Origin of the sequence: Amycolatopsis roodepoortensis (assembly GCF_024628825.1) — a bacterium.
GTDB lineage: Bacteria > Actinomycetota > Actinomycetes > Mycobacteriales > Pseudonocardiaceae > Amycolatopsis > Amycolatopsis roodepoortensis.
The window spans coordinates 6,337,221-6,357,194 of sequence record NZ_CP102415.1 but is presented as its reverse complement, the minus strand read 5'-3'; the positions used below and the strand labels follow the sequence as shown (position 1 = coordinate 6,357,194).

16 protein-coding genes are annotated in these 19,974 nt (G+C 67.9%); 10 read left to right on the top strand and 6 right to left on the bottom strand.

The features are described from left to right. Positions 1–304: 304 nt before the first annotated feature. A complete protein-coding gene (locus NQK81_RS30345; RefSeq protein WP_306855998.1) occupies positions 305–1,855 on the top strand; it encodes a (2,3-dihydroxybenzoyl)adenylate synthase in 1,551 nt (516 codons plus the stop codon). Positions 1,856–2,039: 184 nt separating this feature from the next. Here the strand turns inward: NQK81_RS30345 and NQK81_RS30340 are convergent, their stop codons facing one another. Both NQK81_RS30340 and NQK81_RS30335 read right to left on the bottom strand, forming a co-directional pair. Continuing rightward, positions 2,040–2,456, bottom strand: a complete 417-nt coding sequence (locus NQK81_RS30340) for an SgcJ/EcaC family oxidoreductase (RefSeq protein WP_192743600.1) — start codon at positions 2,454–2,456, stop codon at positions 2,040–2,042. A gap of 27 nt (positions 2,457–2,483) precedes the next feature. After that, positions 2,484–3,665 (bottom strand): acyl-CoA dehydrogenase family protein, encoded by a 1,182-nt coding sequence (locus NQK81_RS30335; RefSeq protein ID WP_257484214.1) that lies wholly within the window; start codon positions 3,663–3,665, stop codon positions 2,484–2,486. Positions 3,666–3,889: 224 nt separating this feature from the next. On the opposite strand from NQK81_RS30335, the gene aroF reads away from it, so the two are divergent. Beyond that, entirely contained in the window at positions 3,890–4,939 is a 1,050-nt protein-coding gene (aroF, locus tag NQK81_RS30330; RefSeq protein WP_257484213.1) for a 3-deoxy-7-phosphoheptulonate synthase, read from the top strand. Between the two features lie 65 nt (positions 4,940–5,004). Here the strand turns inward: aroF and NQK81_RS30325 are convergent, their stop codons facing one another. Together NQK81_RS30325 and NQK81_RS30320 are read right to left on the bottom strand one after the other, a co-directional pair. Continuing rightward, the gene (locus tag NQK81_RS30325) at positions 5,005–6,225 is read right to left on the bottom strand and encodes a cytochrome P450 family protein (RefSeq protein ID WP_257484212.1); all 1,221 of its coding nucleotides are present in this window, start codon (positions 6,223–6,225) and stop codon (positions 5,005–5,007) included. 226 nt (positions 6,226–6,451) lie between these two features. Further along, positions 6,452–7,138: a winged helix-turn-helix transcriptional regulator gene (locus tag NQK81_RS30320; protein ID WP_257484211.1), complete on the bottom strand. Its 687-nt coding sequence runs from the start codon at positions 7,136–7,138 to the stop codon at positions 6,452–6,454. A 104-nt stretch (positions 7,139–7,242) separates the two neighbouring features. On the opposite strand from NQK81_RS30320, the gene NQK81_RS30315 reads away from it, so the two are divergent. Continuing rightward, complete coding sequence (locus NQK81_RS30315; RefSeq protein WP_257484210.1) at positions 7,243–8,052, top strand: alpha/beta fold hydrolase; 810 nt, start codon at positions 7,243–7,245, stop codon at positions 8,050–8,052. Between the two features lie 161 nt (positions 8,053–8,213). Here the strand turns inward: NQK81_RS30315 and NQK81_RS30310 are convergent, their stop codons facing one another. Beyond that, the gene (locus NQK81_RS30310; protein WP_257484209.1) at positions 8,214–9,446 is read right to left on the bottom strand and encodes an MFS transporter; all 1,233 of its coding nucleotides are present in this window, start codon (positions 9,444–9,446) and stop codon (positions 8,214–8,216) included. A 370-nt stretch (positions 9,447–9,816) separates the two neighbouring features. Between NQK81_RS30310 and NQK81_RS30305 the strand changes: the two genes are divergently transcribed. Genes NQK81_RS30305 through NQK81_RS30280 form a run of 6 tightly spaced genes read left to right on the top strand, consistent with a single transcriptional unit; the run spans position 9,817 to position 17,590 of the window. Further along, positions 9,817–11,568 (top strand): non-ribosomal peptide synthetase, encoded by a 1,752-nt coding sequence (locus NQK81_RS30305; protein WP_257484208.1) that lies wholly within the window; start codon positions 9,817–9,819, stop codon positions 11,566–11,568. 26 nt (positions 11,569–11,594) lie between these two features. Beyond that, positions 11,595–12,674 carry a 4-hydroxyphenylpyruvate dioxygenase gene (hppD, locus tag NQK81_RS30300; protein WP_257484207.1) on the top strand — a complete coding sequence of 360 codons (1,080 nt, stop codon included), beginning with the start codon at positions 11,595–11,597 and terminating at the stop codon, positions 12,672–12,674. 23 nt (positions 12,675–12,697) lie between these two features. Continuing rightward, complete coding sequence (locus NQK81_RS30295; RefSeq protein ID WP_257484206.1) at positions 12,698–14,068, top strand: condensation domain-containing protein; 1,371 nt, start codon at positions 12,698–12,700, stop codon at positions 14,066–14,068. Next, positions 14,065–15,624: a 4-hydroxyphenylacetate 3-hydroxylase family protein gene (locus tag NQK81_RS30290; RefSeq protein ID WP_257484205.1), complete on the top strand. Its 1,560-nt coding sequence runs from the start codon at positions 14,065–14,067 to the stop codon at positions 15,622–15,624. The genes NQK81_RS30295 and NQK81_RS30290 overlap by 4 nt, the downstream gene beginning before the upstream one ends. A gap of 44 nt (positions 15,625–15,668) precedes the next feature. Then, positions 15,669–17,279, top strand: a complete 1,611-nt coding sequence (locus NQK81_RS30285) for an MFS transporter (RefSeq protein ID WP_192743611.1) — start codon at positions 15,669–15,671, stop codon at positions 17,277–17,279. 23 nt (positions 17,280–17,302) lie between these two features. After that, on the top strand, positions 17,303–17,590 hold the full coding sequence (locus tag NQK81_RS30280) for a putative quinol monooxygenase (RefSeq protein ID WP_192743612.1): 288 nt from the start codon (positions 17,303–17,305) through the stop codon (positions 17,588–17,590). Between the two features lie 58 nt (positions 17,591–17,648). On the opposite strand, the gene NQK81_RS30275 is transcribed toward NQK81_RS30280, so the two are convergent. Further along, a complete protein-coding gene (locus tag NQK81_RS30275; protein ID WP_192743613.1) occupies positions 17,649–18,335 on the bottom strand; it encodes a DUF899 domain-containing protein in 687 nt (228 codons plus the stop codon). A 205-nt stretch (positions 18,336–18,540) separates the two neighbouring features. Here NQK81_RS30275 and NQK81_RS30270 point away from each other — a divergent pair, with 205 nt between their 5' ends. Then, positions 18,541–19,461 carry a VOC family protein gene (locus tag NQK81_RS30270; protein ID WP_257484204.1) on the top strand — a complete coding sequence of 307 codons (921 nt, stop codon included), beginning with the start codon at positions 18,541–18,543 and terminating at the stop codon, positions 19,459–19,461. Positions 19,462–19,974 lie beyond the last annotated feature (513 nt).

Sequence of the window (19,974 nt, the reverse complement as noted above, 5' to 3'; positions counted from 1 at the left end):
ATGACGGAATTGTTCGTCATGGCCGGGAACTCCGACCGAGTCATTTTTTGTCGCCGTCGTCAGCGCTGGCATCTCCTGCGTTGCCACCGCGTCCGATTCGCCGTCCCAGGGCCGACTCCCCGCATTCGAGGAGACGGGACGGCCAGGTCAGGGCCTTATCGTTCGGTGCAGTCGAGCCGCGTCGCGCATATGGAGGTCCGGCATGCCACGAAAAAACACCGAAGGAACCGTTCCCTGGCCCAGGGACTTCGCCGCGAGATACATTTCAAAGGGATATTGGGAAAATCGCCCACTGATCTCATTCTTGGAAAAGGCGGCCGCCGCCACGCCGGACGCGGTCTGCCTTGTCGACCGCGGCCTGCGGTTGACCTACCGCCAGCTGTTGTCCCGTGCGGACGGCGCGGCCGCGCGGATGCGTGAGCTCGGGCTGCGCCCGGACGACCGGGTCGTGCTCCAACTGCCCAACCACTGGGAATTCGTCGTCACGACGGTGGCTTGCCTTCGACTCGGCGTCGTCCCGGTGATGGCGTTGCAGGGCCACCGGAAACAGGAGATCGCGGCCGTCACCGAACACGCCGGCGCGCGGGCGGTCATCACCGCCGGGATCGTCAAGGGCTTCGACCACCAGGCACTGGCCCACGAAGTCGCCGCCGAATCCGAAACCTGCGAACACGTCCTGGTGACCGCGGACGAACTCCAAGAAGGAAGCCTCGACCTCCGGGCGTACCTGTGCCCGTCGAGCGACGAAGTCTTCGAACCCGCGGAGCCTTCGGGTACCGACGTCGCGCTTTTCCTGCTGTCCGGGGGAACCACGGGCGCGCCGAAGCTCATTCCCCGTACCCACAACGACTTCTCCTACCTCGTCAAGCGGGCCGCGGAGATCTGCGGGATCGGGCGCGACACCGTCTATCTGGCCGTTCTTCCGCTCGGACACGGTTTTCCGATGACCTGGGTGCTCGCCACGCTGTTCGCCGGAGGCCGGGTGGTCGTCACCGATTCGCCGACCGCGGAACGGAATTTCCCGTTGATCGAGGCGGAAGGGGTCACGATGACCTCGCTCGTCCCGGCGATCGCGCAGCGCTGGCTCGAACACCGCGTCGCCGGCTCCGCCCACGATCTCGGTTCCCTGGAACTGGTTCAGGTCTCCGGCTCCCGGATCCCGGACGAGATCGCCGGCCGGTTCGAACCCGTGCTCGGCTGCGCGCTCCAGAACGGCTACGGAATGGGCGAGGGACTGATGTGCCTCACCCGTCCCGGAGACCCCGCCGAAGTCGTCTGCCGCACACAAGGCAGGCCGATCTGCCCGGACGACGAGCTGAGGCTGGTCGACGCCGACGGCCGGCCGGTCGCCGACGGCGAGCCGGGCATCCTGCTCACCCGGGGGCCTTACACCGTTCGCGGTTACTACCGGGCGGAGGAGCGGAACGCGACGGCCTTCAGCGACGGCTGGTACAACACCGGCGACATCGTGCGCATGCTTCCCGACGGGAACCTCGTCGTCGAGGGGCGGGAGAAGGACGTCATCAACCGCGGGGGCGAGAAGATCTCCGCCGAAGAGATCGAGAACTTCGCCTACCAGGCCGGGGCGAGTCTCGCCGCGGCGGTTGCCATGCCGGATCCGGACCTCGGCGAGCGGATCTGCCTCTACAGCACCGGAAAACGGCTCGACCCCGGCCGGCTGCACGCGGCGATGGAAGCCGCGGGGGTGGCGACCTTCAAGTTCCCCGAGCGGCTGGTCCACACCGATTCGCTGCCGCTGACGGCGGTCGGGAAGGTCGACAAGAAGGCGTTACGCGCCGACATCGCCGCCCGGCTCGCGACGGAACGGCTGCTGGGCGAACGCCAGGCGAGCTGAGGCGAGCGAAGGCCCCTTCCCGAGGCGGGAAGGGGCCTTGAGGCGTGAAGCCAGGTGCCGGGCCGGAACAGGGGGTCGGCTCGACCGCTCGCACGTCTGCCGGGGTTCGGGTGTCGCGAAAGCCACTTTCAGGACGTCTGATGTCCCGAAAGTGGCTTTCGCGACGCTCGGCCGCACGGGGAAGCTACTTGTCGCGCGGGGTGTTCTGGTAGGCGGCGAGCCGCCACTCGCCGTCCTGGCGGGCGACGGTCCAGGAGGCGCGGATCGCGTTGTGGTCGGCGACCTCGGACTCGCCCTTGTACAGCACGCCGCCCTGGGTCAGCAGCACCGCGGAATCGGGCGAGAGGAACCGCAGGCTGAGCGGCTTGCCCGTCACCTGGGTGCCCTTGTAGTTCGTGTCGTAGGCGTTCTTGAGGAACTTCCGGATCTCCTCGCGCCCGTTGGCGAAGCTGCCGGCGAGGATCATCGTGCCGTCCTCGGTGAAGACGTCGGCGAAGGCATCGGCGTCGTGGTAGGCCCAGGCGGCGATCACCTTCTGCGTGAGCGCCGCGATGGCCGCCTTGTCCGCGTCGGTGACCTTGGCGGTTTCAGTGGTCGTCATCAGGACTCTTTCCCTTCGTGGCCGGTCTCAGATGTAGAGGGTGTTCGGCTCGAGCCCGCACAGCACGCGCCCGTACAGCTCGTTGTTGGTGTCGGGGTGCATGAGGGCGTGCAGGTTGACCGCCTGGATGTCGCGGGCGATGCGCTGGATCGGGACGTCGGAGAAGATCGACGACCCGCCGCTGGCGTTGGCGAAGATGTCGATGGCCTCCTTGCTCAGCCGCACCGTCGCGCCCATGTCGGCCCGCGCCCGCACCCGCTCTTCGAGCTTCCACTCGGTACCGTCGGACGCCTTTCCGTCGACGAGCGACGTCAGCCGCGTCGCGTGGAACTCGGCCTCGTCGAGTTTCATCACCGCGTCCGCGACCTGGTGGTGCGTCAGCGGTGCCTCGCGCTGGCTTTCGTAAGCGGTGTAGGTGATCTTGCGGTTCGGCAGGCGCTTGAGGAAGGACTCCTTCGCGGCGCGGCCGAGTCCGATCACGCTGCCGACCGACGACGCCGCGGCGACCGGGAGCAGGGGCGCGCGGAAGATCTCCAGCCCGGCGTTGGCCGCCGACGAGTACTGGCCCTGCAAGACCGCGGGCAGGCTGATGATCCGCTCGCTCGGGATGAACACGTCCTTCGCGACCGTGCTGACACTGCCGGAACCGCGCAGGCCGACCGTGTGCCAGTCGTCGACGATCAGCAGGTCCGTGAGAGGGACCACGCCCATGACCGGGTACGGCTCGGCGCCGTCCTCGACGAGGACCGCGATGACGACCTGCCAGTGCGCGTGGCGCGCACCGCTGATGAAGCCCCATTTGCCGTTCACGACCACGCCGCCGTCGGCGGGGGCCGCGATCGCGGTCGGGCTCAGCGTCCCGCAAACGCGGATGTCGGACCGCGAGAACACCTCGTCCTGGACGGCGTCCGGGAACAGGCCGGTCATCCAGCTGGTGATCCAGCTGACGCCGGTCGTCCACGCCGAGGAACCCTCGGCGCGCCCCAGCTCCGCCGCCACCTCGACGAGGGTGCGGGTGTCGGCCTCGTAGCCGCCGTACCGCTTCGGAACCCGAAGCCGGAACAGACCGGCGTCGGTGATCGCTTCGATCGTCTCGTCGTGCAGGCGACGGTTCTCTTCCGTCCACGCCGCGTGCTTCCGGAGCGTGGGCACCAGATCGGTGGCCCGTTGGACGAGTTGCTCGCGAGTCGGGTTCTCGGTGGTCGACACCATTTCCTCCTAGCTGTGGAACCGAGGTGGGCTGGTAGCGGGAGGACACCGGTCCTCGCGTGAACCTGTTCAGACGATCCCAGTGCCGTCAGGCGCGGACGTCTCCCTGATTGCGGCAGGTTTGAGGACGTCGGCGTCCTGGCGGCGGAGCCAGGATGGGCCTGCCGAAACGGCGTCGCGCCGCGACGGTTTTCCGGAGAGCCCGACCAGAGGAGACCGCAACCATGGTGATCGTGATGACACCGGACGCCACCGAAGACGAGATCGAGGCGATCGTCGCCCAGGTGGAATCCGCCGGCGGCGAGGCCTTCGTCAGCCGCGGGGTGAGCAGGACGATCATCGGATTGATCGGTGACGTCGAGGGATTCGAGACGCTGAACCTCGCCAGCAGGCCCGGAGTCGCCAAGGTGACGAGGATTTCGGCCAAGTACAAGCTGGTCAGCCGCGAACACCGGCCGGAGGGCAGGTCGACCGTCGAGGTCGGCGGCGTCCCGATCGGACCCGACACGATGACCCTGATCGCCGGGCCGTGTGCGGTGGAGTCGCCGGAGCAGACCTTGGCGGCGGCCGTGATGGCCAGGGACGCCGGGGCGACGCTGCTGCGCGGCGGCGCGTTCAAACCCAGGACTTCGCCTTACGCGTTCCAGGGACTGGGGGAACTCGGACTGCGGATCCTCGCGGACGTCCGTGCGGAGACGGGACTCCCGGTGGTGACCGAAGTCGTCGCGCCGCACGACGTCGACATGGTCGCCGAATACGCCGACATGCTCCAGATCGGCACCCGCAACATGCAGAACTTCGGGCTGCTGCAGGCGGCCGGACGGGCGGGCAAACCGGTGCTGCTCAAACGCGGCATGAACTCGACCATCGAAGAATGGCTGATGGCCGCCGAGTACATCGCGCAACGCGGCTGCCTCGACATCGTGCTGTGCGAACGCGGCATCCGGACCTTCGAGACCTCGACCCGCAACACCCTGGACGTCTCGGCGGTGCCGGTGGTACAGCACCTTTCCCATCTGCCCGTGATGATCGACCCGTCGCATTCCGGCGGCCGTCGAGATCTGGTGCTGCCGCTGAGCCGCGCCGCGATCGCGGTGGGCTCCGACGGGGTCCTCGTGGATGTGCACCCACGTCCGGAAGAGGCCTTGTGCGACGGGCCGCAGGCCCTGATGACCGAAGACCTCCGGGAACTCTCCGGATCGTTGGAAGCGCTGGCCGTCCTGATGGGACGGCGCCCGTCCGCGGCCCCGCGGCGCTATCTGCGGGCGAGCTGATCCGGCCGTTTTCCCATCCCTGGGCCGTTTCCGGTGCTCCGTCCCGGAAACGGCCCTCCCCTGCGTCAGCCGAGCCGGACGGGCAGGGTCCGGTGACCGTTCATGATGAACGTCGGCAGCGGGCGGAGTTCACCGGGTTCGACGGCGAGGGACAGCCCGGGGAACCGTTCGAACAAAGTGGACAGACCGATCGTCGCGACCGCGCGGGCGATCCCCGCGCCGAGGCAGAAGTGCGGGCCGTGCCCGAACGACAGGTGCTCCTTGTTCTCCCTGGTGATGTCGAAGCTGCCCGCCGTGTCCCCGTGGACCTCCGGGTCCCGCCCGATGGCGCTGTAGTTGACCAGGATCGCGTCACCACGGGGGATCGTCACCCCGTCGAGTTCGATGTCCTCCACCGCGTACCGCAGGGGCAGGTGCGCGAGCGGCGACTCGACCCGCAGGGTTTCGTCGATGACCTCGTCCCAGGAGACCTGCCCGCTGGTCACCAGCGCGCGCTGTTCGGGATGGGTGAGCAGCGCGGTGATGGAGTTGTCGAAGAAGTTGATCGTCGTTTCCGAACCGGCGCCCAGGATCGCGAAGATCGTGTCGGTCAATTCCTCTTCGGACAGCCGGGAACCGTCCTCGTCCCGCGCGGCGATCAGGTCGCTGGTGATGTCCTCGGCCGGCTCTCGCCGTTTGGCCGCGATCAGCTCGGCCATCGCGCCCCGCCAGCCTGCCAGCACCGCCTGCGCCTGCTCGGGGGTGACCGTGGTGTCGACCATCATGTCGATCACCTTGGCGGTCTTCGCCCTGGCGTCCTCCGACATCCCGATCAGGTCGGCGACCAGCATCGCGGGCAGCGGATAGGCGAACCGCTCGCGCAGGTCGACGACCTCGCCGGCGGGCACCGACTCCAGCGCGGCGATCAATCCCTGCGTGAGCTCGACGATCCGCGGCTTGATGGCTTCGGTGCGGCGGCGGGTGAACGCGCTGCCGACGAGTTTGCGCAACCGGACGTGATCCTTGCCGTACGCGGTGACCATGTTGTCCATCGCGATCCAGCTGATCATTTCCCAGTCCGGCGGGATCTGCCCGTTGATGAAGGCGGGCCAATGGTTTCGCGCGCTCTTGGTGACACGCGGGTCGGACAGGACGCGTTTGATGACCGAGTGGCTGTTGAGCGACCAGACCACGACACCACCGGGAAGCTCCACCTGGGTCGCCGGCCCCTGCTTGCGCAGCGCGGCGGCTTCACCGTGGATGTCGGCCCCGGTGACATCGAGCGCGACTGGGCAGCGGTTCTCCATGAAAATCTCCCTCAAGGACTCCATAGGCACTGGAAGACGACTCCGGCGGCCGACCGGGATGACGAGTCAGTTCCGCGGGAAGGAGATCCTCGGGGACTACCTCGCTGCCCTGGATCGTAAGTGAAGAAACCCTGGTGTTTGAAGACTTTCAGCGGCCATACGGAGCACTCGGCACATTGGAAGACTTCGCCTGTGAGGAATGCCCGGCACCGGTGTGCGAATCCGGTCAGGGCCGCCGGGAAGCGTTCACGGGGAGGGCGGCGGGTTCGGGTAGCGGGAAGCAGCCGGTGAATTCGGTGACCGCCTCCAGGTCGCCGTCGACCAGGACCGCTCCGTCGGCGATCGCCTGCGCGAGCCCGCGGCCTTCGAAGATCACTTCACGCAACGCCTCCACCGAAGTGGTCACCACCGCGTCCGGCCGGTCCAGCGTGCCGTACCCGATCTCGAGGGCGCCTCCGCCGACCCGGGCGATCACCTCGAACTGCCCGAAACGCAGCTGAAACGCCATTTCGAGGTCGCCGGCCGAGGCCGGGTCGAACATCGTCCGCATCGCCAGCACCAGGGAATCGAGGGACAGCGGGGCACGCTCGGGCATGAGCGGCGACCGGGCGGCCCAGCGGCCGAGGGCCAGCAGGGCGGGTTCGAGCTCGGCGCCCCACTCGGTCAGTTCGTACACGGTGGACGCCGCGGGTGGCGGCAGGGCGCGGCGTCGCAGGATGCCGGTCTGCTCCAGTTCCCGGAGGCGCTGGGCGAGCATGGTCGGGCTCGAACCCGGCAGCCCGGCCCGGAGATCGGTGAAGCGTTTGGGCCCCAGCAGCAATTCGCGCACGATCAGCAACGCCCACCGCGACCCCACCAGATCGAGCGCGTGCGCGGTCCCGCATCCGTCGAAGTACTCCCGCGTGATCACCACGTTTTCACTATAACCACACTATCGAGTTGCGTCACTGAAGTTGATAGTCAGTTTTTCGTACTTTACGATACGGTTACAGTGACGTCGACCAAGGGAGAGCGATCATGAGCACCGTCGTTTCGGCGGACGGAACCGCCATCGCCCGCACCCGGATCGGACAGGGAGCGCCGGTCGTGCTGGTCGACGGTGCGCTCTGCCACCGCCAGGCCGGACCGCTGACCGGTGTCGCGGAGGAATTGAGCACGCGGTTCACCGTCACCACGTACGACCGCCGCGGCCGCGGGGACAGCGACGGTGCCGGTGTAGTCGCCGAGGACGCGCTGGAGCGTGAACTCGAGGACCTCGCCGCGGTGATCGCCGACGCGGGCGGCCCGGTGTCGCTGTTCGGCATGTCGTCGGGCGGGGCGCTGGCGCTGCGGGCGGTCGCCGCCGGACTGCCGGTGACCACCGTCGTCGCCTACGAACCGCCGTTCTACACCGCCGACGACCAGAAGGAACAAGCTCGCCGCTACCACGGCGAACTCATCCGACTGATCGCCGCGGACCGCCCCGGCGACGCCGTCGCGCTCTTCCTGGACCGGGTCGGCTCGCCGCCGGAGATGATCGGCCAGATGCGCGAATCCCCGATGTGGCCCGGGCTGACCGCCGTCGCGCCGACACTGGCCCACGATTCGGCCATCATGGCCGACGCGGACCTCGGCGCGGCCGTTCCCGCCGAACCTCTGTCCACAGTGGACGTGCCCGCACTCGTCCTCTACGGCGGGAACAGCCCCGACTGGATGCTCGACGGCGCCCAGGAAGCCGCGAAGGTCCTGCCACGCGGCGAACAACGCACACTGGACGGGCAGGACCACGACGTCTCCGCGGCCGCGCTGGCCCCGGTACTCGCCGATTTCTTCTCCCGCAACGCCTGACTTGCCGAACGGCCTTCCCCGCGCCGGGTCGATGAGCGTGTCCCGAGCGTTTACGTCCGAGACGCACTGGGTGTCGCGAAAGCCACTTTCGGGACGTCTGATGTCCCGAAAGTGGCTTTCGCGACGTCACCCCCGCTCACCGGCCCGACACGGCACTCGCCCTACGTCCCGATCGATTCGGCTTCCGACGACTTCGCCCGGCGGGCCACCCGGGCCGCGTTGAAGAGCGCCAGCAGGGTCAACGTGGCGAAGACGCCGATCGTGATCGGGATGAGCGGTCCCGGCGTGCTGCCGGTGATCCCGCCGATCACGATCGGGGAGAGCACGCTGCCCAGCATCCCGCAGCCGAGGATGGCGGCGGTCGTCGACTGTGCCGAGGACGGCGCGACCTTGGCCATCCAGGCCAGCACCGTCGGGAGTACCGGGCCCAGCGCGAATCCGGCGAGGCTGTAGCTGATAGGCGCCAAGGCCGGCGACGTGGCGGTGAACAGGGCCACCACGGCGAAGGCGGTGCAGATGAGCACCACCCGCTGCGGCGCCATCCGGACGGTCAGGGCCGGGATCACGAGCCTGCCGAGCGTCGATCCCGCCCAGAAGCCCGCGTCGAGCTGGGCGGCCGCGGACACCGAGTACCCCACACCGACGAGATAGGTGCTCTGCCAAGCGGAAACGCCGGTCTCGGTCGAGGCGTAAACGAGCCCGATGGCGGCGAAGGCCAGCAGGATCGGGAGGCCCCGGCGCAGCCGCCCGGCCGGAACGCCACTGTCCTCACCCTGCTCGGAGCCGGTGAGCAGTGACGCGCAATCCCTTACCTGCCAGCACAACAGGATCAGCACGCCGATCGCGGTGAACACGAACGGCAGGTTCGCCAGCCCGACCGTCCCGATCAGCAGCGGCCCCCCGATGGCGCCGAGCCCGAAGACGGCGTTGAGGATGCTGAGCTTGATCGCGCTGCGTTCCCCGAATCCCTTGGCGAAAGCGGTGTTCAGCAGCACCACGAGACCGCCGAAGCCGGTCCCCGCGACCAGCGCCGTGATCAGCAGCATCGGCCACGAAGCGGCGAACCCCATCAGCACCGCGGCGCAGCCGATGATCGACACCAGCACGCTGATCGACCGCCGTGGCGGCAATCTGCGCGCGCCGATCCCGAAGGTGAGGGTCGACAGCAGCGAGCCCGCGTTGAACACACTGATGAGTTCGCTTCCCGACGTCGGGCCGAGCTGGTAGATCACCCGCAGCTGCGGCAGGGCCGCGCCGAGGCCGGCGAACAGCGCCCCGAGCATGACGAACAGGGCATAGGCCAGCAAGGTGTGCCGGACACTCAATCCCGGACCGGCCCGGGGCCTCGGCGGCGGGGCCGGACTCGCCTGCTCGCCGGTGATCACATTGGTCACGACCTGGCCTCCTGTGCCGAGTGTGCTCGCGTCGGTTGCGCGACTCAGCGTCACTCACTTGTGGAACGACCCTTCTCCGAAAGCGCCGGATCCTCCCGCGACATGAAAAATTCACGAGTCCGCGGTGGCTCGCTCACTGGCTGTGACCATGCCCGGAGCAGCACACTGAACGCGTTCGCGTGCGTTGGATGTGTGAAGCAGGCCAAGGAGGCGTTCCGATGTCCGGGTCCGGGCGATCCACGACACGGCCCACCGGGGCGGGCGGCTCGCAACCGAGAAGACGTTCTCCCCTGTGGCCCGGTGAAAGCCTGGGAAACGCTCAGGTGGTGGGTCTTTCGGTCACCACCCGATTCACGGATTGGAGACTTCGATGACCGTCGCGTCCATCCAGGAGGCCTTCTCGGCCCGCGCGCGAACCCACCCCGGCGCCGTCGCGGTGCGGTCCGGCGACTCGGCCGTCACCTACGCGGAACTGGACGCACGGGCCGCTCGGCTGGCGGGCAGGCTCCGCGATCTCGGCGTCACCGCCGAGTCCCCGGTCGCCGTGCTGATGGACCGCTCCCCCGACCTCATCGTCGCCCTGCTCGCCGTGCTCAAGGCGGGCGGCGCCTACCTCCCGCTGCACAGCGCCTACCCGCTCGACCGGATGCAGTGGATCGTCGACGACGTCGGCGCCGGGGTCCTGCTCACCGACACGGCGATGAGCGGTGGCGAGCTGCCGTCCGTCGGCCACGTCGTCGTGGTCGACCAGGAACCGGCGGCGGAACAGCCTTACGAGGCACCGCTTCCCGGCCCGGACGACGAGCGCCTGGCGTACGTCATCTACACGTCCGGGTCGACGGGCAGGCCGAAGGGCGTCGAAGTCACCCACCGCTCCGTGCTGAGTCTCCTCGGCGATTCCTGCTGGGACCCCTCGGTCCACGGAAAGGTCCTGATGGTCGCGCCCTACGCGTTCGGGGTGTCCACCTTCGAGGTCTGGGGCCCGCTGCTGCGCGGCGGCGAGGTCGTGCTCGCCCCGCCGGGGACCTTCGACCTCCAGGCGGTGCGGCGGATCCTCGCCGCGGAGGTGGTCACGTCGGTCCACCTGACCGCCGGTCTTTTCCGTGTGGTGGCCGAAGAAGCGCCGGAATCGCTGGCGACGGTCAAGGAGGTGATGACCGGCGGGGACGTCGTCTCGTCCGCCGCGGTCCGCCGGGTACTCGAAGCCTGTCCAGGTATCAGGGTCCGGATCATGTACGGCCAGACCGAAACGACGCTGTTCTCCACCTATGCCACCTTCGACGGCCCGGACGAGGTCACCGAGACGATCCCGATCGGCCGTCCGATGGACGACACCCGGACCTACGTGCTCGACGGCGACCTGCGGCCCGTTCCCGACGGGGAGGTTGGCGAGCTTTACGTGGCAGGCGCCGGAGTGGCACGCGGCTACGCGGGCCGTCCCGATCTCACCGCCGAGCGGTTCGTGGACGATCCTTCCGGCGCGGCCGGCGAGCGCATGTTCCGTACCGGCGACTTGGTCCGCACCCGCGAGGACGGCGCGCTGGAGTTCTCCGGACGGACCGACAGCCAGGTGAAGATCCGTGGTTTCCGGGTCGAGCTCTCGGAAATCGAAGCGGTACTCGGCAAGCACCCGGACGTGGCACACGCTCTCGTCGTGGGCGCGCTCGAGAACGGCGAGCGCAGGCTGGCCGCGTACGTCGTCCCCGGCGCCGCCGAGGTGGACCTGGCCGAACTACGTGCGTACGTCGCCGAAAAGGTTCCCGACTACATGGTCCCCGCGTCCTTCCAGTCGCTCGGCGAACTGCCGGTGACGGCGAACGGGAAGATCGACCGGGGTGCGCTCCCGGAGCCGGTGTTCGGCGCGGACAACGGCTATCGCGCGCCGCGCAATCCTGTCGAAGAGACGCTGTGCGGGATTTTCGTCAAGGTGCTCGGCGCCGAACGCGTCGGCCTCGACGACAGCTTCTTCGACATCGGCGGCCAGTCCCTGCACGCCGCCCGGCTCGTCCTGCGGGTCGAAGGTGAGCTCGGGGTCCGCATCACGGTCGCGGAACTCTTCGACCTCCCGACGGTCGCGCTGCTCGCCAAACACGTGGCGGAGCTGACGGCCGAAGACAAATGACCCGCGACCACAAGGGGAACAGCCACATGGCCACCTTCGACGACCTCACGGTCGACCACGTGAAGATCTACACCTCCGACGCCGGCGCCACGGCCGATTGGCTGGCGGGCGGTTTCGGACTCGCGCCCTACGCGGAGTCGTACACGGGCGGCCCGGACGGCACGCGCCTGATCGCGGTCGGCCGGAGCGACATCAGGCTGATCCTCGCCGAGCCCCGCAGCGAAGACCAGGCCGGCTCGTTCTACCTTGCCCGGCACGGCGACGGGGTGGGCGACATCGCGCTCGGTGTCCCGGACGCGGCCGCCGCCTTCGACGACGCCGTCGCCAGGGGCGCGCGCCCGGTGGCCGGGGTGGCCGAGACCGACGGCGTCGTCACCGCGACCATCGGCGGCTTCGGCGACCTCACCCACACCTTCGTCCAGCGTCCCTCCACTGTGGACGTCCGGACGCTGCCGGGGTTCCGTGCCGTCGAGGACCCCTCCGCGGCCGACGTCGACCTCGGCCTTGTCGACCATTTCGCGGTCTGCGTTCCGCCCGGGCAGCTCGAATCGACCGTCGCCTACTACGAGCGGGTCCTGGACTTCCGGACGGTCTTCACCGAGAAGATCTCCGTCGGCGCCCAGGCCATGAACTCGAAGGTGGTCGAAAGCCTCTCGGGCGCCGTCACCTTCACCGTGATCGAACCCGACGTCAGCCGGGCGCCGGGGCAGATCGACCGGTTCCTCCGCGACCACGGCGGCGCCGGCGTCCAGCACATCGCGTTCACCGCGACCGACATCGTGCGGGCGGTGGACGCGATCAACGGCAACGGGATCGGTTTCCTCAGCACGCCGGAGTCCTACTACCGCAGGCTGGCCGACCGGCTCTCCCCGGTCGGCCACACGGTCGACGAGCTGCGACGGCTTTCCATCCTCGTCGACGAGGACCACGACGGCCAGCTGTTCCAGATCTTCGCCAAATCCGTGCACCCGCGCAACACCTTCTTCGTCGAGATCATCGAACGGCTCGGAGCCCAGACCTTCGGCAGCGGGAACATCCAAGCGCTCTACGAGGCCGTCGCCGACCAGGAGTCCGCCGACCGGGCGGTCGGCGAGAACGCCGCGTGACACACCTCGAGGAGGTTCACGAAATGTCCGAAGTGGACGAAGCGGCATCGCGCCGCTACCCGCTCTCCCACACGCAGGAGTTCCTCTGCGGTTTCGACGACAACGTCGATGCCGACGAAGGACCGTTCGGCCCGCGGTATCACAACGTCCGCGGCTGGCGGCTGCTCGGCTCGGTCGACATCGACCTGCTTCGTGCGGCGCTCGGCGACGTGGTGACCCGGCACGAGGCGCTGCGCACCGTGATCAACCGGCCCTCCACCGACCGGTATCAGGAGGTCCGCCCGCCCTCGCCCCCCGGGCTTGAGGTGGTCGACGTCCCCGAAACCGGGTCGGAACACCGCGTCGAAGAGTTCCTCGGCGTCGTGGAAGCGGGGACGATCTCCGCCGTCCATCCGCCGTTGCTGCGGGCGGTGCTGGGCAGGCTGTCCGACGAGGAATCCCTCTTCGTTCTCGTCGGGCATCACATCGGCACCGACGGCTGGTCGATGCGGCTGCTGATGCGGGACATCGCCGAGTACTACGGCGCGCGGGCCGAAGGACGCGAGGCCCGGCTTCCCGAGGTGCGCCAGTACCGGGAGTTCGGTGTCGCGCAACGGGAAGCGAGCAGTTCGCCGGCACACGAGCGGGCCCGCGCGTACTGGCGGGACAAGCTGCGTGACGCGCGTCTGCTCGGCCTGCCCGCGGACGCCGCCGTCGTTCCCGGCCCGGACAAGGTGACTTCGACCTTCCGATTCGTGCTGGATCCCGGGTTGACCGACGCCACCGTGCGCCTCGCCAGGAGTTCCCGCGCGTCGGCGTTCATGGTGTTGCAGACCGCCTACAACGTCCTGGTCGCGCGCCGGACTTCGGCGACGGACATCGTCGTGCCGACCATCACCTCCGGCAGGCTCGACGAACGCTTCGAGGAGACCGTCGGCCCGTTCTTCAACTTCTTGCCGCTGCGGACCGATCTCGAAGGCTGCGTGACCCTGCGCGACGTCCTCCAGCGCACCCGGGCCACGTGCATCGAGGCGCAGGTGAACGACATTCCCTTCGCCCATCTCGTCGGCGAGGCCCCCGAGCTGCCGAGCACCTTCGCCACCCCGGGGGTCGCCGTCAGCGCGTTGCAGGTGTTCCAGCACCCGTTCGGCGCCGACGGCGAGCTCGGCGCCACCGCGAAGTACGCCGAGGTACGGCACCGCGTTCTCGGCCAGGCGATCTCCTCCGACATCCCCAACGGGATGCTCTGGACGCTCGACGTCGACGCGGAGCACGGGATCTTCGGCAGCGTGAAGTACGACCGGCAGGAGTTCCGGGAGGACACCGTCGCCGGCCTGGTCGAGGAGTTCCGCGCGATTCTGTCCACTGTGGTCACCGATGCCGACACCCCGCTCTCGGTGGAAGAGGCGCGATGAGCACCGGACCCGCCCCCCGGAAGACCCGCCCGTTGACCGGGGACGAGTACCTCGAATCGCTGCGGGACGGCCGTGAGGTCTTCCTCTACGGCGACCGGGTCAAGGACGTCACCCGGCATCCGGCCTTCGCCAACCCGGCGAGGATGACGGCGCGGCTCTACGACGCGCTGCACGATCCGGAACGCCAGGCGACGCTGACCGCGCCGACCGACACCGGGAGCGACGGGTTCACCCACCGGTTCTTCCGCACTCCGCGCAGTGCCGAGGACCTGGTCGCGGACCAGGCCGCGATCGCGGGCTGGGCCCGGATCAGCTACGGCTGGATGACCAGGACACCGGACTACAAGGCGTCGTTCCTCGGCACCCTCGGGGCCAACGCCGACTTCTACGCGCCGTTCACCGGGAACGCCGATCGCTGGTACCGGGAAACCCAGGAGAAGGTGCTGTTCTGGAACCACGCCTTCGTGCACCCGCCGATCGATCGCAGCAAGCCGCCGGACGAGATCGGCGACGTGATCGTCCACGTGGAAAAAGAGACCGACGCGGGTGTCGTGATCAGTGGCGCGAAGGTCGTCGCCACCGCTTCGGCGATGACCCACTACAACTTCATCGCGAACCAGGGCATGCCGGTCAAGGACAAGCGGTTCGCGCTCGTCGCGACGGTGCCGATGGACGCGCCCGGTGTGAAGCTGATCTGCCGCACCTCCTACGCCGCCACCGCGGCGGTGATGGGCAGTCCCTTCGACTATCCCTTGTCCGCGCGAATGGACGAGAACGACAGCATCCTCGTCTTCGACAAGGTGCTCGTGCCGTGGGAGAACGTCTTCGTCTACGGGAACATCGGCAAGATGCAGATGTTCACCGGCCATTCCGGGTTCAACGAACGCGCGATGTTCCAGGGCTGCACCCGGCTCGCGGTGAAGCTGGAGTTCCTGGCGGGCTTGCTCTTCGAAGCGCTGGAACTGACCGGCTCCAAGGACTTCCGCGGCGTGCAGACCAGACTCGGCGAGGTACTGGCGTGGCGGACCTTGTTCCAGGGCTTGTCCGACGCGGCGGCCCGCAACCCGGTGCCCTGGAAGAACGGCGCGGTCCTGCCGAACCCCCAGTACGGGATGGCGTACCGCTGGTTCATGCAGCTGGGCTATTCCCGCATCAAGGAGATCGTGATGCAGGACGTCGCCAGCGGCCTGATCTATCTCAATTCCAGTGCCGACGATTTCCGCAATCCGGAGATCCGCGGTTATCTCGACCGGTACGTCCGCGGTTCGAACGGAACCGATTCGGTGGCCAGGGTCAAGGTGATGAAGCTGCTCTGGGACGCCATCGGCTCGGAATTCGGTGGCAGGCACGAACTGTACGAGCGCAACTACTCGGGAAACCATGAGAACACCCGGATCGAACTCATGATGTCTCAGGTCGTCTCGGGGCAGGTCGACGGGTACAAGGACTTCGTCCGCGAGTGCTTGGCCGAATACGACCTGGACGGCTGGACCGCTCCGGATCTCTCCTCCTTCGACGAGCTGAGAAGGACGAGCGGCGATTTTCTCCAGCGGTGATCAACTGATCGTCGCCGGGCCGTGCCCCAGAGAAAGGAAGGTTGATGGACGCAACAACAACGACGGGCAATGCGCCCGTCCTGGCAGGGCGGAAGGAATGGTTCGGGCTGTTCCTGCTCGCACTGCCGACCCTGCTGATGTCGGTGGACTTGAGCGTCTTGGTGCTCGCGACCCCGCACATCACGGCGGATCTCGCGCCGAGCAGCACCGAACAGCTGTGGATCCTGGACATCTACGGTTTCCTGCTGGCGGGCTTCCTGCCCACCATGGGCGCGCTGGGTGACCGGATCGGCAGGCGCAAGATCCTGATGATCGGCGCCGCGGCGTTCGGGATCGCGTCACTCCTGGCGGCGTTCTCGACCAGCAGTGAGATGCTGATCGTGTCCAGGGCGCTGCTCGGCATCGCGGGCGCCACCTTCGCACCCTCGTCTCTGGCATTGCTGAGCAACATCTTCCAGCACCCGAAGCAGCGATCCGCCGCCATCGGGATCTGGATGGCCTGTTTCATGGGCGGTTCGGTGCTGGGTCCCATCGTCGGCGGTCTGATGCTGTCGGGCTTCTGGTGGGGTTCGGTGTTCCTCCTCGCCGTGCCGGTGGTCCTGCTGGTGCTCGTCGCCGGCGGTTCGGTGCTGCCGGAGTTCAAGGCACCCGGCGGGCGGAAGATCGACCTCGGCAGCGTTCTGCTCTCGCTGCTCACGATCCTGCCGCTCATCTACGGCATCACCGAGGTCGCCCGTGAGGGCTGGAAGCCGCTGCTGGTCGGGTCGATGGTCGTCGGCCTGGTCTTCGGGGCGTTGTTCATCGTCCGGCAGAAGAGGCTGGACGACCCGATGATCGACCTCGGGCTGTTCTCCCACCGGGTGTTCCGCTCGTCGTTCATCCTGAGCATCGGCGGTGGCGCCATCCAGGGTGGCGGACTGCTGATGGTGAGCCTCTACCTGCAGACCGTGGTCGGGCTTTCCCCGCTGGCCGCCGGTCTCTGGCTGGTGCCCACCGGCTTCGCCATGGTGGTCGCCATCATGCTCGGCGGCGGGATCGGGCGACAGGTCCGGCCCGCGTACGTGATGAGCGTCGGCCTGCTGGTCGCGGCCATCGGCTACGGCCTGCTCACGCAGGTTTCGTCCGTCGACGGCCTGACGCTCACGGTGATCGGGTTCGCGCTGGCGATGGCGGGCATCGGCCCGGGCACCGCGCTCGGTTACGAGCTCATGATGGGCAACACGCCGCCGGAGAAGATCGGCGCGGCGTCGGCGTCCATGGAGATGGGCGGGCAATTCGGTGTGGCGGCGGGTATCGCGCTGTTCGGCACCGTCGGGACCGCGGTCTACACCAGCCAGGTCGTCGTGCCCCCGGGTGCGGACGCGGCGAAGGAAAGCGTCACCAACGCCCTCGCCGTCGCGCCGGGACTCGGTGAACCCGCGGGTTCGCAACTGCTCGAATCGGCGAGGAGCGCGTTCACCAGTGGGCTGAACATCGTCGCGCTCGTCGGCGCGGTGTTGTTCGTTCTTTTGGCTACCCTGTGCATCAAGTCGTTCCGCCAGATTCCGCCGCTTTCGCACCAGAGCGCCGGCGGTGGGCAGGATGTCGCACCGGACGCGAAAGACACCGCCACCCGGGAAGACTCCGAAGCCGAGACCGTTTCGGCCAAGGATTGAAAAGTTCTACGAAAGGACAGAAAATGATCATCGTCGCTGGATACTTCCAGATCGACGCCGCCGATCGGGACAAGTACGTCAAGCTGCACGAGGACGTCATCTCGCGGGCCCGGAAGTTCGAAGGATGCCTGGACTTCGCCATCACGGCGGACGCGGTGGACCCCGAGCGCGTGAACCTGTTCGAGCGCTGGGAATCCGACGAGGTGCTGAACTCCTGGCGCGCGGTCGCCAACCCGCCGGAGCAGTTCACCGAGATCAAGGGCGGTGACCTGGCGAAGTTCGAGATCGCCAGCGTCGGCTCGCCGTACTGATCGACCACGACGAAAGGGCCGTACCCGGCAGCCATCCGGGTACGGCCCTTTCGGTCTTTCAGCTCGCGGCGTGTTCGCACACGCCGCACCGGTCGGCGTTCTCGTAACGGTCGTGGTGGCGGACCCATTCCTGGGTGAAGCCGAGTCCCTCTTCCTGACGGCCGAGCGGTGTCAGGTCGAGGTAGTTGTAGGTGGTGTTCAGCAGGTCGCTGCCGCGGCCGTGGGTCGAATACGCGTACTGGATCGTTTCGCCTTCACGGACGAAGGCGCTGATCCCGGGCGGCTGGACGCCGCTGCCGAGCGAAACGTGGAAGTCCTGATAGAAATCCGAGCCGAGCGACGAGACCCAGGGCACCGTCCAGCCCATGCGTTCCTTGAACGGCTGGATCTTCTCCAGCGGAGCCGGGCAGTCGATGATCAGCGTGGTGTCGCGGGCGTGCAGATGCGCGAGGTGCCCGATGTTGTCGATCCAGAAGGAGCAGCTCGTGCAGAACTCCTCACTGGGCCCCAGCATCATGAAGTGGTAGACGATGAGCTGCCGCCTGCCCTCGAAAAGATCGGAGAACGAGAGCTCGCCCCGTTCCGGATCCTGGAACGTGTAGTCCTTCTCGACCAGGATCCGGGGCAGCGCGCGACGCTGCGCGTTGATCTCGTCACGCGCCTTGGTCAATTCTTTCTCCTTGGCGAGGAACGCGGCGCGAGCTGCTGTCCATTCCTCTCGGGAGACGACTTCGGAGGCGGTCACTGCTGCATCCTCACTCTCGGCGAACATTCCCGTGTTTTCATCCGATATTAGCCCTCCGGAGACAGCTCGTCCTACTCCGTGTTTGCCACGAGAGGACGCTTATCCTGGATTGTCACACCTTTCACGAGCACCCGGAACGCGTATTCACTCCGGTATTCTGACCAGTGGGGAACCGTCCGTGCCGGAGGCGAAAGGGAGCTGCCGCGTGACATTGCACAGGCTGGGATCGGTCACCATCGGGGTGCCCAATCTCGCGGAGACCTCCACCTACTACGACGACTTCGGCCTTGCCAGGGAAGAGGACGGCTGGTACTCCACTGTGGACGGTGGACGTCAGCTGCGGCTGGTGCCGTCCAGGTTCCGGCGACTGGCGGGGATGACCGTCTCCGTCGACGACGAGGACGACCTCGGCCGGGCCGAGGCGAACCTGGAGCGGATCGGCGCCGCCCACCGCCGAGTGCCAGGCGGGCTGGTCGGCACCGACCCGGCCACCGGGACCGAGGTGACGCTGAAGATCGAGCCGCGGATCCGGCAGACCGCCGGCGCCCCGACGCCGTACAACGCCAACGGGCGGATCGAACGACCGGGAACGCGGGCGCCCGGCGTGCTGCGCGACGACCGGGTGCGGCCGAAGCGGCTGGGGCACGTGGTCCTCGGTTCGACCGATTTCGCGATCTCCCAGAAGTTCTTCGTCGAAGGCATCGGCTTCAAGGTCAGCGACCTGATCCGGAACGCGGGCGCGTTCCTGAGGTGCACGACGGAGCACCACAATCTGCTGCTCCTGCGTTCCCCGGTGACCTACCTGCACCACACCGGCTGGCAGGTCGACGACGTCGACGAGGTCGGCCGCGGCGCGACGTCGATGCTGGAGGACCATCCGGAACGGCACGTCTGGGGCCTCGGGCGGCATCACGTCGGGTCCAACTTCTTCTGGTACCTCAAGGATCCCGCCGGCAACTTCAGCGAGTACTACAGCGACACGGACTGCATCCTCGACGACGAGCTGTGGAAGCCGGAGGTGTTCGAGGGCGCGCTGAGCTTCTTCAGCTGGGGCACTCCGCCGCCGCCGTCGTTCCTCGCGCCGGAGGACCTCGCCGCGCTGATGATGGGCGCGGAAGACGCCTGAGCTCGGTCGTGGGTCACTTGGGTCGTTCTCCGCGGGCGGCTTCCCGCTGCGCCGGGTCGGTGAGCGTGTCCCGCCCTGACGATCCGGGTAGCCCGGGGGCAGGTCGAACAGGGTGCGGTCAAGTCTCGTGTCGAGCGGGTTTTCCGGGCCCTCGCGGCGCGGCCTGGACTGCCCCGGGGAGTCGATCGCGACCCCGACTGTCCATAAGGGACGCGATTTCTCACTGTTTCGGGTGCTTTGCGCGGCTTCCGCGTGGGGTCGTGGGGTCGTGAGTGGTGAGGACGGTTGGAGCGGACCGGCATTCACCTACCCACCGCTGACCTGCGCGTGGGTGGTGCGGGATCGTGCCGGCCCGGCAGCCCTGGGTATTCAGATGACTCGCTGCGCTGTGTCGCGAAAGCCACTTTCGGGACGTCTGGTGTCCCGAAAGTGGCTTTCGCGACGCTCGATGCCACCGGGACCGCTGGGGCCACTGGGTCGGGATGCTCGTGTCGTGAAAGCCACTTTCGCAAC

What these genes read in the sequence shown, in the direction of transcription:
- NQK81_RS30340 (WP_192743600.1), bottom strand. Translation starts at nt 2,456, where the DNA reads ATGACGACCACTGAAACCGCCAAGGTCACCGACGCGGACAAGGCGGCC.
- aroF (WP_257484213.1), top strand. Translation starts at nt 3,890, where the DNA reads ATGGTGATCGTGATGACACCGGACGCCACCGAAGACGAGATCGAGGCG.
- NQK81_RS30325 (WP_257484212.1), bottom strand. Translation starts at nt 6,225, where the DNA reads ATGGAGAACCGCTGCCCAGTCGCGCTCGATGTCACCGGGGCCGACATC.
- NQK81_RS30315 (WP_257484210.1), top strand. Translation starts at nt 7,243, where the DNA reads ATGAGCACCGTCGTTTCGGCGGACGGAACCGCCATCGCCCGCACCCGG.
- NQK81_RS30305 (WP_257484208.1), top strand. Translation starts at nt 9,817, where the DNA reads ATGACCGTCGCGTCCATCCAGGAGGCCTTCTCGGCCCGCGCGCGAACC.
- hppD (WP_257484207.1), top strand. Translation starts at nt 11,595, where the DNA reads ATGGCCACCTTCGACGACCTCACGGTCGACCACGTGAAGATCTACACC.
- NQK81_RS30295 (WP_257484206.1), top strand. Translation starts at nt 12,698, where the DNA reads ATGTCCGAAGTGGACGAAGCGGCATCGCGCCGCTACCCGCTCTCCCAC.
- NQK81_RS30290 (WP_257484205.1), top strand. Translation starts at nt 14,065, where the DNA reads ATGAGCACCGGACCCGCCCCCCGGAAGACCCGCCCGTTGACCGGGGAC.
- NQK81_RS30285 (WP_192743611.1), top strand. Translation starts at nt 15,669, where the DNA reads ATGGACGCAACAACAACGACGGGCAATGCGCCCGTCCTGGCAGGGCGG.
- NQK81_RS30280 (WP_192743612.1), top strand. Translation starts at nt 17,303, where the DNA reads ATGATCATCGTCGCTGGATACTTCCAGATCGACGCCGCCGATCGGGAC.